This is a genomic window from Flavobacteriales bacterium, from assembly GCA_020635395.1.
Lineage (GTDB): Bacteria > Bacteroidota > Bacteroidia > NS11-12g > UBA9320 > UBA987.
The window spans coordinates 244,615-260,350 of the sequence record JACJZV010000004.1; the positions used below are offsets into that span (position 1 = coordinate 244,615).

General features: G+C 40.4%; 8 protein-coding genes and 1 tRNA gene. 8 read left to right on the forward strand and 1 reads right to left on the reverse strand.

The genetic code is table 11. The annotated features are described in order from the left end of the window. Positions 1-124 precede the first annotated feature (124 nt). Positions 125-5,692, reverse strand: a complete 5,568-nt coding sequence (locus H6607_12265) for a PKD domain-containing protein (GenBank protein MCB9263140.1) — start codon at positions 5,690-5,692, stop codon at positions 125-127. Between the two features lie 107 nt (positions 5,693-5,799). On the opposite strand from H6607_12265, the gene H6607_12270 reads away from it, so the two are divergent. From H6607_12270 to H6607_12305, 8 genes are all read left to right on the forward strand, one after another. Continuing rightward, a complete protein-coding gene (locus H6607_12270; GenBank protein MCB9263141.1) occupies positions 5,800-6,303 on the forward strand; it encodes a hypothetical protein in 504 nt (167 codons plus the stop codon). A 91-nt stretch (positions 6,304-6,394) separates the two neighbouring features. Further along, complete coding sequence (locus tag H6607_12275; protein MCB9263142.1) at positions 6,395-7,021, forward strand: class I SAM-dependent methyltransferase; 627 nt, start codon at positions 6,395-6,397, stop codon at positions 7,019-7,021. A gap of 66 nt (positions 7,022-7,087) precedes the next feature. Next, positions 7,088-8,686, forward strand: a complete 1,599-nt coding sequence (locus H6607_12280) for a T9SS type A sorting domain-containing protein (GenBank protein MCB9263143.1) — start codon at positions 7,088-7,090, stop codon at positions 8,684-8,686. Between the two features lie 109 nt (positions 8,687-8,795). Next, positions 8,796-9,128: a hypothetical protein gene (locus tag H6607_12285; protein ID MCB9263144.1), complete on the forward strand. Its 333-nt coding sequence runs from the start codon at positions 8,796-8,798 to the stop codon at positions 9,126-9,128. A gap of 32 nt (positions 9,129-9,160) precedes the next feature. Next, positions 9,161-9,865, forward strand: coding sequence for a hypothetical protein (locus H6607_12290; GenBank protein MCB9263145.1), 705 nt, complete (start codon positions 9,161-9,163; stop codon positions 9,863-9,865). Next, a protein-coding gene (gene prfB, locus H6607_12295; protein MCB9263146.1) for a peptide chain release factor 2 occupies positions 9,866-10,961 on the forward strand; the annotation gives its coding sequence in 2 pieces (ribosomal slippage) (positions 9,866-9,913 and positions 9,915-10,961; 1,095 coding nt in all). Positions 10,962-11,238: 277 nt separating this feature from the next. Continuing rightward, positions 11,239-11,322 (forward strand) — tRNA-Leu (locus H6607_12300). Between the two features lie 100 nt (positions 11,323-11,422). Continuing rightward, on the forward strand, positions 11,423-15,676 hold the full coding sequence (locus H6607_12305; protein MCB9263147.1) for a T9SS type A sorting domain-containing protein: 4,254 nt from the start codon (positions 11,423-11,425) through the stop codon (positions 15,674-15,676). Positions 15,677-15,736: the final 60 nt, after the last annotated feature.

Consider the following 15,736-nt stretch of genomic DNA (forward strand, 5'->3'; position numbering starts at 1 on the left):
AACCTAATGTATAAATGTAGTTTAATGTGAAAATGAAAAATATATCCATTCGAAAATGAAACAGAATGCTTAAAGATATTGATTCATTGTTACGTTGCTACAATGAATCATTTACACATTAACCTTATCGCATTAAGTAAACAGTTCCTCTTTCGTTGAATTGTTGGCCGCTGTAAAACTGCCCATCAATTGTAAAAACATACTGTTCCATTTCGCTCATGCGACCTTTGTATGTGCCATCCCATGCCATGTTTATATCGGTTGTCTCAAATATTTTTTCTCCCCAACGATTAAATATTCTAAACAAATAGCCATTGGGGTCAACCCCAGTCATAACAGGCATAAAATAGTCGTTTAGCTGATTTAACTCGGAGGGTGAAAAAGCAGATGGAATGAAAATTTTACCACCATCATGCACCGTTATATACAATGGTCTATTAAACGTGTCGCGGCATCCAAATTGATTTTCAACCTGCAAATCGATATTGAAAACGCCACTGGCGTTGAGTTGAAAAACCGGAGATTTTTTATGCGAAGAATCATACCAAATACCGTTTTGATTCGAAACATTCCACAAGTAGGTAACCGCCCCTATGCTCTGATTGTCGGCAGCAAACTGGGCATTTGGCAAATATCTTTCGGTAGGCGAAATGTTGAAAAGAGCCATCGGGTTCGGGTGTACGGTTATCATTTGTTGGGCAGTGGTGTCAGCCTCTCCGCCCGGGCCGTATGCCACCAGTTTAATATCGTATTTACCCTCATATACAAACGAGTGTGATGGGTTTTCCAAATCCGATTCACTGCCATCGTCAAAAAACCATCTATACCGATTGGCATACAGGCTTTGGTTTGAGAAATTTACGATTAATGGGCTGCATCCGGCAACATTATCGGCAGTAAAAAATGGAATGGGCAAATAGGGTTCTATGATTACCGGCTTGGTAATGGTGTCGGTACAAAAGCCATTATCAACCAATAATTGTACATAATAAATACCTGAATCAGAAAAGGTATGTGACGGATATTTTTGGGTTGAAGTAGCTCCACCGTCATCAAAATTCCAAGAATAAGTCAACCCAATAGAAGATATTGAAACATCTGTAAAACTAACCGTTGAATTGGGCATTTTGGCATTTATCGGGTCGAATATAAAGTTGGCTTTGGGACGGTCATAAACGGTTATCATTGCTTTTTTCTCTATCGAATCTGGACAGCCATTTATATCATATCCAATGTATTTTACTGAAAAAACTCCACCCTTTTTATAAAAATATACGGGCATCGAATCCCGACTTTCTGCTCCATCGCCAAAAGTCCATTTGTGATAAACAGCAAACTTGGAGCGGTTTTTAAAAGCCACATTGTCTTCTACACAAAGGTTTGAAATAACACTGGTGTCAAAATCTACGGTCATGATGGGGTTTACCGACACAACATGTATTGCAGTATCCGGACATCCGGCGGTATTTTTTACAATAAGCCTAACCGGATAATTGGCCGTTGCGTTTCGGTTTCGAACCAACAATAGACTTGGCTCTGCCAGGTTGCTCGTTTTGCCATTGCCAAAATCCCAGTTATTGCTCACATTGTTGATGCTTCGGTTTACCATCGAAAAATATCCGCTGTCGCATACATCCATGCGAAAAGGCGAAAAATCTGCCGTAGGTTCCGGAATTATTTTAAATCGAATGGTATCATTATCAACACAGCCAAATGTGTTGGTAGTTTGAAGTGAAACCATTAAATCTTTCGTAACATTCGATATGTTTTGATAGAAAAAAGAAGGTTGGCTTTGAGTAGATGTGTTTTCGTTTCCAAAATTCCATAAAGACTGGCTGTAGTTTTGCGAACCATTAATAAAATTGATGACAGCCGGAGAGCAAAACGAATCGAGATTATTCAAAATTTGGGCAACCGTAAACGGATAAACATAAACAGAATCAATGGCGGTATCCTTACAATTTCGACTGGAAGATGCCTCCAACCTTACCTCAAAGTCAAGTCCGGTATAAGCATCACTTCCCTTTTTGTATTGGTAATTTGGGCTACTCGAAGTAGAACTAACACCATCGCCAAAATCCCACGAATAAAATACTGCCCCATTGGAATTGTTGGTAAAATTAAATTCATCATACCAACAAATACTGTCAAATACAGGTTGAAAATCTGCAATGGGTTGGGCAAAAACAGTAACTGTTCTGATGGCTGTATCGCTTTGGCAACCATTTTGACTTTTGGTAAAAAGCAGAACGGTGTATGTGGTGTCCATTAGGCGAACAAACGGAAATAAAAATGCTGTATCGGCGGGCGATGACGAAAAACCGGAGCCTAAATTCCAAAAATTTTGATTGTTTAACTGACTGTTGTTTTTAAAATTGACCAATAATGGCCCGCATCCTTGAGTTTTATCCTGAGTAAAAACCGCATTGGGTGTCGGAAAAACCGTGACAGTATCATAAGCCGTATCCCTACAACCATGTTCGCTTATTGCAATTAACTGAATGTTATATTCTTTGTTGGCAAAGGCGGTTTCATAAAAGGTTTCTGTGGCATTGGTTTGGGCAGAGGTGTTTGCATTTCCAAAACTCCAGAAAAAACTCATATCGCCGATAGAGCTGGTATCATACGGCACGGAATTATTGGTAAATTGAACCGATAGCGGTGAGCAGCCCTTATTGGTATCTAAAGAAAAAGAGGACAAAGGTTTTGGGAAAACCTGTACCGTTTTTTGCATACTATCTGCACACAAATGCTCGCTATATCCAATCAATTTCAAGGTATAAAAAGTATCTTTTACGGGATTGGCCCTAAAACTGGCACTCGGATTTTGGAACACAGATGTCTGTCCATTACCAAAATCCCAATCAAACGTCATGATGCCAATAGAGCCAAAATTGTTGGGTTTAGAAATGTTGGTAATATTGGGTTCAAAAGGCCCACAACCCTCGGTTTGACTAAGGCTAAAATCAACCGTAGGTTTTGGATAAACGGTAATGTTCGACCGTTTTGAAGCCGAGCAACCATTGGTTGATTTAATGGATAACGAAACCGTATAAACCGAATCGATGGTTTTTGAATCGTAATACAGCACATTTGTTGGATGTTGTGCGGTATCTGTGCCACCGTTGCCCAAATCCCAAAAATATTTCATATCCGCAGGATTTCCAGTGCCGTTTGGAGAAGATAGGTTGGTAAAAGTGACCAGCAACGGAAAACAACCATTACTCGTATCCATGCTAAAATCGGCAATCGGATTGGGGAAAACCTTCCGAAAAGCAAGTGCAGTATCGGCACAACCCATCCAGTTTTTGGCAATTAATTGTATTTGATAGATGGTGTCTCCATTGCTTTTCAAATTAAAAGTGGCCGTTGGCTCATCCAACGTAGAAGTAGTGCCATTGCCAAAATTCCACACATAATTTGCGGCATGTAGCGAATGGTTTAAGAATGTATCCACCAAAGGGCCGCATCCTGAATCCATTGGATTGCCAATTACTGCGGTTGGGTTTTTTGATGTCAAAAATACTTGCTCCACACTATCGGCTCTGCATCCAATGGTGTTGTCTGCCACCAATTTTACACGTTTTATAGTCGTATCTGTTCCAATAATCAAACTATCTATTTCCTTATTGGTGGATACCAATGTACCATCGACAAACCACCTAAACACACTTGCATCAATGCTTTGATTTTGCATATAGAATGTGGCCGGGGCACATAAAGCCGTATCGGACAGCTTTAATTTTGCCAACGAATTTGGTTTTATGGTTACCTGCAATGTGTCTTTGCTTTGGCAAATGGTTTTGTTTACAGCTGAAACTATTACACTAAAATTTCCACTTTTTGTAAAAACATGGCCAAACCGGTTGATACCAGAATAAACAGAATCAGGAGTAGTGCCATCGCCATAATTAATCACCAAAAAATCATAATCTATCGATTTATTGTCAAAGAACATGGTATCCAAAGAGCATACCGCCCCTCCTGTCGAAACATCAATGGTTGGCACTTTATATACAAACAAATTTTGTTTGGCAGTATCAATGCCGCATGTATCGGCCACCACCAACATGAGTTGGTATTTGCCGCTATCTGAATAGGTTATGAAAGGTGGATTTTTGAGAATAGAAGTATCGCCATTGCCAAAACGCCAAAAATAGGTGGCACTATTTGTAAAATCGGTTGAACTGATATTTGAAAGGTTGAGCGTGTGCGAAACGCAACCGTTAGTAACTCCGCTGAATGATGCGGTAGGCTTGTCTTTTACAACAACTTGTTTGGTCACTGACTTTGTTCCACATCTATTAGAAACCAAGAGTTTTAAGTTGTAATTTCCCCTTCCAAAATACGTATGTGCATCTATTTTTGAATTTCCTGTATTCCCGTCTCCCCATTGCCAAACACGAGTCAACCCATACCCAATGCTGGTGTCTCTAACATTTACTTTGGCAGTGGCACAACCAGCAAGCGTGTCATGAACAAAACCCGGAATAGGCGTATAAACCACATTGAATACCTGCCTCATGGTGTCTTCGCCACATTTATTTTTGGCTACCAAATAAACTGTTTTCGGCCCTTCGGTGGCATAATTGTGGGTTATATTCGATTTACCCGTTATCCATCCGCTTTTCGTTCCATCTCCAAAATCCCAATAATATTGTTTCGGGTCGGGTACGAGGCAAAAACTGTCACTACTTTTATTAATAAAAGTATAAACCCCTGACGGGTCACAATTGCTGGAATCTATGGTAAAGATTGCCTTATCTTTTTGCGAAATGTGAATCGGATTCCAGGTGGTTTGAGAATATCCGCACACATTGCTGGCGGTTAGCTTTACCGTCCCGTTACAAAGTGTTCCGGTATAGATAAATTTAATTGTATCCTTAAAGGTGTTACTGCCAAATTTTGCTTTGGTGCCATTGCCAAAGTCCCAGTCAAACACCGTTCCGTTGCTAATATTGGATGAATTATTGACAAAATTGACCGAAAAAGGTGCACACCCCACATTAAAACCCGAACTGGGGCCGATAATACCTGCTGTTGGTATCCTTTCATTTATCAGAGTTCCATACGTTGTGTCAACACAGCCGTTTAAATCCGTTGTTACAAATTTTATGGTAAAGACACCGGTTTTGGGAAACGTATGCCCCACAATGCTGTCTTTCTTCAAATTTCCGTAGCTCGATGTGGCCCCATCTCCCCATAAAACATGGAGGGCAAGAAGCGAATCTTTTGGGGCAGCCTCTACGTTGAATGAGTCGGGGTCGGTGCTTTGCTGAATGCAGTTAATCCACTCCGGTTTGTCCGAGTAGCCATTAATAAAATCGTTAAACTCTGCCAAAGGATTTGTAACCACAACACTCGAAATAACAGAATCAGCACAACCGCCTGCTATGGTGGCCTTTATTTTAATAGAGAATGTTCCCCTATTTAAACTAAGCACAAACGTTTTGGAGTTGCCTACAGCAGAGTCGAAATAAGTATTATTGACATACAACTTATACACCGCAGTTGAGGCATTAGCTCCGGTAGTGTTGTTTTGAATAGAAACTGTTTTTGGAATGCAATTGCCCGACTGATTGATTGAAATATTCAGATTTAATCCGGTACAAGCCTTTAGTTCGATACTTTTTGAAACCAACAGAAAGAATACCAAAAACTTTGACCAACCGACTATTTTTAAAAACTTCACCAAAATAGTTTTTATAAAAGGGGCGGCAAAGATAGTAAGGATTTGGGGAGAAATTGCACATGTGCCATGTTGCAAATGTTTGGATAATGTTATTTTTTTGAAGATTCATGGCCTCATATACTATACTTATTGCCTTGTTAGTGCGTTTTTTTGCCAACCTATACCTTTGCCAAAGAGATGCAAACACGCTAATTGTAAAAGACACCGATGGCTATTATACGCTTACAATTGGGCGATTAAGGACATTTATAAATTTCCTTACCCTCACCATTGTAATATCTTTTATTTTTATTGACACCAGTTCCCCATTGCTGAAATGGGGCTTTTCTGCCCTATTTCTTTTTGCCATTTATTTTATGTTTTTACAAATGAAAAACAAAAGAGTGCGGTTTGATGAAAAAACTGTTCAACTATTTTCTAATTCAAATAAAATGGTGTCTTTTAGTTGGGATGAAATCGTTGATGCTAAATTCTCTCATTTTTCGAGCGATATAGAAATACATACTGCTCAAAACAAATTTTGTGTGTTTCGCTACTTTGTTGGCTATGCAACATTTGCGTCTATTTTGGAGGCTAAATTGGAGGAAAAGTTAACAACAACGGATAAATAGCCAAATCCGAGTTTTAAAAAATCCGCACCAAACGATGTTATTTTTTTGAAACATTACCTCATATTTGCCTTCCTACAAAAAACAAGTGCGGATGGAAATAAAAAATCATTGGGAAAATGTGTATGCCACCAAAACACCCGAACAGGTAAGTTGGACACAGGCAACACCGCAAACATCATTGGATTTAATTGCAACATTCCAATTGCCAAAATCTGCGAACATTATCGATGTTGGAGGTGGTGACAGCCATTTGGTTGATTTTTTATTAGAACTTGGATACCAAAACATTACGGTTCTTGATGTTTCGGGCAAAGCATTGGAAAGGGCTCAAAAACGATTGGGCGAAAAAGCAAAAAATGTGGAGTGGATTGAGTGCAACATTCTTGATTTCACACCAACAAAGCAATATGACCTTTGGCATGACCGAGCTGCCTTTCATTTTTTGACTTCGGTAGAAGATATTGAAAAATATGTGGATACGGTATCCAATTTTGTGTGCAATGGCCTTTGCATTGCCACCTTTTCGACCGAAGGTCCACTAAAATGCAGCGGGCTATCTATTTCTCAATATGACGAAAAAAAACTGTGCGAGTTGTTCGATAATTGCTTTAAAAAAGTTGCTTGTCATACAGAAAACCATACAACACCCTTTGATACAAAACAGAATTTTTTGTTCTGCACTTTTCAAAAAAAGATAGTTAAAACGGAGTCAACATGACAAAAGTCATATCCCAACAAAAAAACAAAAACCGACAAACCTTGTTCCTCATAAAAACATTTTTTTATGCGAAAGACTTTATACATCCTTTTTACCCTAACTCAGTTTGCAACAACATTTGCTCAAACTTCGTTTGAAATAAGCCTCGACCCAATAAACATTTCCAATTTGGGTGGTATTCAATCGTTTGCTTTTGGGCAACACGATGGCAAATGGCTAATAATTGGTGGCAGATTGGATGGTTTGCACCGCAGGCAGCCTTTTGCCTCGTTTGATGTGGCAGGAAATAATAATAAACTGATTGTGATTGACCCAGTGGCACAAAAAAGTTGGTCGGCACCCTTAACCTCTTTGTCAGTGGCACTTCAAGAGCAATTAAGTTCTACCAACATGGAGTTTCATCAAGAGGGAACTACACTTTATATTATTGGTGGATATGGTTACAACAATGCCTCGGCATCTCGAAAAACGTTTAATAATCTAACAGCAGTTGATGTACCAATGGTTATTGATGCAATAATCAACAACAAGACGTTTACCTCCTATTTTCGCCAAGTAAGCGACAATATGTTTGCCATAACCGGAGGTCATCTAAAAAAAATAGATTCGACCTATTATTTGCTGGGCGGAAATAAATTTGACGGCAACTACAACCCCATGGGCAACGCCACATACACTCAAGTTTATACAGATGCTATTTATAAATTTAAAATTATCGACACCGACACCTCTTTGAGTTTTTCTTTGATAGAAACCATGAAAGACGCGGCCAACCTTCACCGACGAGACTACAACGCTGTGAGCCAAATTATGCCAAACGGAGCGGAAGGAATTACCATGTTTTCGGGGGTTTTTCAGCCAAATGTTGATTTACCCTTTTTAAATTGTGTAAATGTAGATAACTCGGGATATAAAGTAAACAATGATTTCAACCAATATTACAACCACTATCATTGTGCGGTGTTGCCCGCCTACTCGAAGGTCAACAACGAAATGCACACCATTTTTTTTGGTGGCATAGCCCAATATTACGACAGTGCTGAAGTGTTGATTAAAGACGACGATGTGCCTTTTGTTAAAACCATTGCCCGCATTACTCGTGATGAAAATGGAACAATGACCGAATACAAACTTCCGATAGAAATGCCCCAATATTTGGGTGCCAGTGCCGAATTTATTCCGGTTCAAACGGCTCCGTACTACTCAAACGAAGTTCTAAAATTAGACAATATTGGCCAAGACAGCGTTTTGGTTGGTTATATTTTTGGCGGAATAAGCAGCAGCGATAAAAACATTTTTTTCATCAATTCTGGCACACAAAGTCAAGCAAATAGTGTAATATATGCAGTATATCTTACCAATAATGACAAAGCGAGTATAGACAAACCCATAAATAAAAATCTGGCAACGCTAAAAATGTCTGTCAACCCAAATCCGGTTTCCGATAAAATTGAAATTGCTTTTGTGCTGCACCACAAATCGGATGTAAACATTATACTATTTGATGCAAACGGAAAAATGGTTGAACAGCAAAAACTGGCCAATCAATTGCCTGGCAGCCATACTTTTAGCTACAAACTGAGCCGCAAAATAGCCTCCGGCGTTTACTTTATTACCTTGGAATCTGACAGAGAAAAGGTTACCCAAAAAATAGTAGTTCAGTAAAGAATACCCCATAAATTCTGGGTTTAGACAGGTTCTAAAGTTATTCTGTTTTGAAACTTCTCGATTTGTCAAAATTGAATACCTTTGCCAACATTATCGAAAAACACAGATGAAGAGTCTAAAAGGCAACAAAAAAATTGAAGAATTGCTGGCAAAAGTTCGCGAAGAATTTAACGCTGAAGAGATTGTTGAAAGCTTAAAAGAAATACGCGAAATAGCCCGAGAAGAGAAAAATCCGGCATTGGTAAAAATTTGTCGTTTATGCTATACCTACATCGAAGATAATGGCGATTTTGACATTGAATTTGCAGACGACGAAGATGCCATAGACATGCCAATGATAGAATATTTGCTTGAACTTATGTTGGGTTCTGAAAAAGAAGCAAACAAGGAAGAAATACGAGAAATAAGAGATATTTTAACCACCGAACTATACGGATAAATATGTTTCGTGGGCTAAAAACAATATTCCTTTTGTGCATTTCCGTTGCCGGATTTGCCCAAAACGATCCGCCAAAAAAAGAACCACTTAAGATTATTCCTGAATATCGGTTCAATATTTCGTATGCCAAAAATTTGGATGTGGGTGTGCAACACCTCGAAACTGGATTTACAACCGACCTGCTAAACATCTTTGACAAAAAACTTCGATTTGGATTTGGGGTCAGAATGGGTGCTCAATACAACCAGAATTTGGATTTTACCACGGCACATGCCAATTTAAAAAGTACTCCATCAAGCGTGGATACAATGCACATTTCAAATGCTGCATCGGTGGCTTTTAACCTTTATGGAAACGTGGAATTTGCCTTGAGAAAACGAATTGCAATTGGAGTAAACGTTGATTTTATTGGTATTTCAACTGGATTAAAAGCCAAAGGACAGTTTAAGCCAGGAAAAGAATCAACCAATCAGGGTTTTGAAATAAAAAACAATGTTGAAATTTACCCTACCGCAGCCAATGCATTCACCTTGTACAACTCAAAAGGATGCCTGTATAATCAGGCTTACATTCGGATAGAACCCTCTCGAAAATTTGGAATACGGCTTGGATTGGCTTACCTCAATCAAGAATTTTCTACCAATGAATCTGTCGGTGTTCACAACGCCTATCGTTTTGAGTACAACACTTGGGGGTTTATGGCAGGCATCACTTTTAACAATTTTAACGAAAAATAAATGACCAACGAACAACTCGTAGAGTTAAAAGGCAGAATCAAGGCCTTGGGGAGGTATCTTTGACATCCCTCAAAAAAAAGCAATAGTAGCACAAAAAGAAATAGAATCGCAAGATCCAACCTTTTGGGACGACCCCAAAAAAGCGGAAGCCCACTTACGTGACGTAAATAAAATAAAGGTTTGGACGACGGCATTCGACAAAATTTCTTCGGCCATTGAAGATTTAGATGTACTCCTAGAATTTAAAAATGCTGGAGAAGTGACCGACAAGGAGCTTGATAGCCAATATCAAACCACACTTTCTCAGCTCGAAGATTTGGAGTTTAAAAACATGATGAGCAGCGAAGAAGACCAGCTAAACGCCGTCATTGAAATAAACGCCGGAGCAGGTGGCACAGAGAGCAACGATTGGTCAAGTATGCTGCAACGTATGTATCTAATGTGGGCCGAAAAAAATGGATACAAAACCGACATGGTGGACGAAGTAAGCGGAGATGTGGCGGGCATAAAATCATGCAGTATAGAGGTAACTGGTGATTTTGCATACGGCTATTTGAAAGGAGAAAATGGAGTTCATCGCTTGGTAAGAATATCTCCGTTTAATGCTCAGGGAAAGCGGCAAACTTCATTTGCATCGGTATATGTTTACCCGCTGGTGGACGACAACATCGAAATAGAAATAAATCCTGCCGACATAAGTTGGGATACCTACCGAAGCAGTGGAGCAGGCGGGCAAAATGTAAATAAGGTTGAAACTGCGGTGCGGTTGAAACACGAACCTTCCGGCATTATTATCGAATGCCAACAGGCAAGATCTCAATTGCAAAACCGTGAAACGGCTATGCGAATGCTCAAATCTCAACTTTATGAAATAGAGTTACGTAAAAAAAATGAGGCTCGTGCCGAAATAGAATCAGGCAAAATGAAAATAGAATGGGGCAGTCAAATTAGAAATTACGTAATGCAGCCCTACAAATTGGTAAAAGACGTTAGAACAAGCCACGAAACCAGCAACGTTCAGGCAGTAATGGATGGCGATTTGAATGAATTTTTCAAGTCTTTTTTGTTGATGAATAGCGGCAAAGAATTGGAATAAGGAGCGATTGTAGGAACACGCCTCTTGGTGTGTTCCCCAAAAAATGAAGTCTCAAAAAAACAATATTACCCGGCAAATCTTTAGATTTGCCGAAAGTTAAAATGCCCGGATGGAGAATCCCGATAGTTATCGTCCCGATGGCTATCGGGAGGTTGACACTCAGGCGAAAATGCCCGGATGGTGAATCCCGATAGTTATCGGGAGGTAGACACTCAGGCAACAATGCCCGGATGGTGAATCCCGATAGTTATCGGGAGGTAGACACTCAGGCGAAAATGCCCGGATGGTGAAATTGGTAGACACGCCATCTTGAGGGGGTGGTGACCATTAGGTCGTGCAAGTTCGAATCTTGTTCCGGGCACTTTTTTTTTAAAAACCTCTTTTCCAAACTTCTATAACACTATCAGTACTTCGTTATTGTCTGATTTTTATGTTATAATTGTGTTGCAATAAATATCAACATGAGCTTATCAAACACAATAGTTTTGTCGGGTGCAGCCCTGTTTTTAGGTTTTTGGCCAAAAATTTTCAAAAAAAACAAATCAATAAAATCTACTCCGGTAGAAATTTCTGAAGAGCCAAAAATGGATCTTCAAGATAGGATTGACCTCGCAATGGAGCAAGAATTTAATGCTACTAAAGATCCCGAACTTGGCTATGTGCCACGCGAAAGATTAATTGCCGCGTATGAGCAATTGGCAAAACTGCAACCAAAAAATGGGCATAACAAAGCCGCCATTTCGGGCATAGAATGGAAGGAACGAGGCCCCAGGAATATTGGTGGTCGAACGAGAGTCATTCTATTTGATGCCAACGACAGCACACATAAAACCGTGTTTGCAGGCTCTGTTGCAGGGGGGCTATGGAAAACCACGAACATATATGCCGATGAAGTAGAATGGACATCCGTTAATGATTTTTTCGGAAACATGGCCATATCTGCAATTGCCCAAGACCCAACCAATCCAAACATAATGTACTTTGGCACGGGTGAAGGATATTTCAATTCAGACGCTGTAAGGGGCGATGGAATTTGGAAAAGCACAGACGGGGGAACCAACTGGACTCAACTGGCAGCAACCACGGGCAGCAATTTTGATTATATTACTAAACTAATTGTCGATGGATCTGGCAACCTAATTGTGGGTAGCTTAGGCTATTATGTTAACAACGGCGGTGTGTATCGATCTACCAATGGAGGGGTAAGTTTCAGTGAAGTTTTGGAACGATATACTGCCACCAGCGGAGCGGAATATGACCGATGTGCAGACGTAGAAATGGCCGCCGATGGCAAAACTTTTTACGCCTCGATGGGCATTTCTTCAACCGATGGAATTTTTAAATCAACCGACTCAGCTAAAACTTGGACCAGAATTTACAATGCAGACTCGGCCAACGAAAGAAGAATTGACTTGGTATGTGCCCCGAGCAACAGTAATTATGTGTATGCTTTGGTGCAAGGCTCAGGAAAAACCATTAAAAAAATAATGAAATCTACCAATGGAGGAAGTAATTGGACCACCTGTACCACCATAACTTGGTATGATAAATGTGGTAGCACCCCCTCTACCGACTTTACCCGAGATCAGGCATGGTACAATCTGGCATCTGCTGTAGCCCCAAACGATGAAGATGTGCTGGTGGTGGGCGGTATCAATATTTTTAAAACTACTAATGGTGGAACTTCTTGGACTCAACTTTCATCATGGGTGGGCTGCGGAGGTTATTCTGAGGTACATTCCGACCATCATGTACTGATGTTTCATCCTGGCAGTTCTGACACCATGTTAAACGGCAACGATGGCGGTATATATGTATCCAAAAATGTGCAAAGCTCCCCACCAACATGGACTCAATTAAACAGCGGATACAATGTTACACAGTTTTATGCAGCAGCATTGCATCCTACCGCATTGAATAATTATTTTTTGGCTGGAGCACAGGATAACGGCACGCAACGTTTTAATACGGTTGGCATAAACAACACCAACGCGGTTACAGGTGGCGATGGTGGTTTTTGCCACATCGACCAAAACAACCCCGACACCCAAATATCGGCCTACACATACAATAACATTCGGATTTCCACCAATGGATTTGACAGCTACATCTCGCATAATAGTATAAAAGGCCGATTTATTAATAGTTCTGATTATGACGATGTAAACAACATTTTATATGCCGGAAGCCAACCAAATTATATTTTCAGGTGGGCAGATATTGGCAGCACTCCTCCCGACAGCACCGACATTAATATTACCGCCATGAGTGGCGGAATGGCTTCTGCCATTTTGGTTTCGACCTCCACACCAACCACGGTTTATGCGGGCACAAATAATGGATTATTACTAAAAATAACCAACGCAAATACGGCTTCACCCTCCGTTACGAACATTACAGGTTCAAGTTTTCCATCAGGGGCTACCGTTAGCTGCATTGCCGAAGACAACTTTGATGCCGACCACCTGTTGATCACCTTTTCCAATTATGGTGTAACCAGTGTTTGGGAAACCGTTGATGGCGGCACCAACTGGACAAATGTGGAAGGCAACCTACCCGATATGCCAATTCGATGGGCTTTGTTTAGCCCTTGGGGTGGAGACAGTGCCCTATTAGCCACTGAATTAGGCGTATGGAGTACAACCAATTTGAACGGCTCCTCAACCAACTGGGCTGCCTCAAACACTGGTCTTGCAAATTGCCGCGTTGATATGCTGCAATTCCGAACCTCCGACTCGTTGGTATTGGCTGCCACGCATGGCAGAGGGGTGTACACTACCACATTTTTTTCAAAGCGAGTTTTAGCACAATTTGGAACAAACAAAACAGTAGCCTATGTTGGCGAAACAATTCAATTTTACGATGATTCGTATGGTGCTACAAGTCTTAGTTGGGATTTTGACGATGACGGAAACTCAGAATCGACTGAGCAAAACCCGACTTTTGCATACGGTGAAGGTGGAATCTATACCGTTCGATTAACAATAAACGGAACAACATCTACCACCAAGACCATTCAGATTTTGCCAAATATGAAGGTACCCTATACAACAAGCGATGGCGGAAACATGGAGAGCAACGCCTGGCACTTTGCAGGGCGTATCGCATCGGGCGACAAACAACTATGGGAACGAGGTGCCCCGACAAACTACTTTGGAACAAGCCATTATAATGGCTCTTATGCTTGGGTTACCGATTTGGATGGAGATATGATTGATGCCAATATTTCGTGCGAGTTACTAACTCCTAATTATAACTTTTCCAAATCTGGCACCTATACGCTCAGTTTTGTAAAAAGCATGGAAGTTCAGTATTGTAATGGCCCATTTGCCGCTCAAGTACAATACTCTACCAACAAAGGAAAAACTTGGACTCGTTTAGGGTCTGATGTCTCAGGTGGAACAAATTGGTATGAAAGAGGTCCGAATCAGGGCTGCCAGATAAGCACCTACATTTTCAGCGATGAAATGGGTTGGTCCAATTATTACACCAAAAGTAACACCTCACATGATGTATCATTCTTGGCAGGGAACGAAAGTGTTTGCTTCAGGCTATTGTTCACAGTTTCCTCGGCCTTTTCCAGTGGCTATGATAGAGCCGGGTTTTTGGTGGATGACTTTCAAATTTCTGGACCTGCTAACGAGGCCATTACCGGTGGGGGTATTGAAACAACGCTTACTTCAGCCACACAAAACTTAGGTGCCTACGATTCAGCAACATATTATTCATCCAATGGAAAAATAATGGCCAAGATGTGGAATCAAAGCTCGCATAATTTTGGGGCAACAAGTGTAGAGATAGACCAAGTTGGCACTACTGCCGTAGATTTTGACAACAATACCGCCAATGCTGAAAAGATTTTTAGCAAAACCATAAAAATAACTCCGACTACCAACAACACAAACGCACAAGTAAAAATTGCCCTTTATTACACAGACATTGAAACCAATGGTTGGCAAAGTGTAACAGGATTGTCCGCCGAGGACATTCAATTGTTTAAAACTACCTATGCCGTTGCCAGCAGTACTGTTGCCGATGGAGTTTACCCCTCTTCTACTGTGTTAGATTCCAATTTCGACAACGGAAATCTTTGCGTAGCGGGCATTTTTTCAAACGGATTTTCCGGTGTGGGCACAGGCGGTGGGGTTGGTCCAAGTCCCGGACCGCTTCCGATAACACTGCTCAGTTTTACGGCCATTAAAAACGATGAGGAAATTTTGCTTAGCTGGCAAACATCATCCGAAATAAACAATTCGCATTTTGAAATATGGCGAGCAGTAAACAATGATAAATTTGAAAAAATTGGCATCGTTAATGGTCATGGAAATTCGAGCCAAACCATCGCCTACAACTATGCCGATGTAACCCCCGAAGCAAATAGTGCCGACGCCGTTTGCTATTACCTTAAACAAGTAGATTTTAACGGAATTTATGAATTATCAAAAACTATTTGTCTATCTGCTGATGACATGACCATTGATTTTATAATTGGCCCAAACCCAATTCAAAATATTTTGAACATCGATGTAAATCCTTGGGTAAGTGAAAAATATGGGGTGGAAATTATCAATCTTAATGGAACCGTTGTTTTAAAACAGGAAACCCTTGAACAACACAACGATTTGGACATATCTCCCTTTGCTTCCGGAACCTATTTGGTGTGCATTAAACTTGGAAATGAAACCGTTCGAACTGAAAAAATTATCAAACAATAAGAGAAAGTCACTTATGGTTTAATATCAAGTCCGAAGTCGCAAAGCTTCGGGCTTTTTTTT

Coding starts and splice junctions, on each gene's coding strand:
- H6607_12270 (MCB9263141.1), top strand. CDS start 5,800: ATGGCCTCATATACTATACTTATTGCCTTGTTAGTGCGTTTTTTTGCC.
- H6607_12305 (MCB9263147.1), top strand. CDS start 11,423: ATGAGCTTATCAAACACAATAGTTTTGTCGGGTGCAGCCCTGTTTTTA.
- H6607_12285 (MCB9263144.1), top strand. CDS start 8,796: ATGAAGAGTCTAAAAGGCAACAAAAAAATTGAAGAATTGCTGGCAAAA.
- H6607_12275 (MCB9263142.1), top strand. CDS start 6,395: ATGGAAATAAAAAATCATTGGGAAAATGTGTATGCCACCAAAACACCC.
- H6607_12280 (MCB9263143.1), top strand. CDS start 7,088: ATGCGAAAGACTTTATACATCCTTTTTACCCTAACTCAGTTTGCAACA.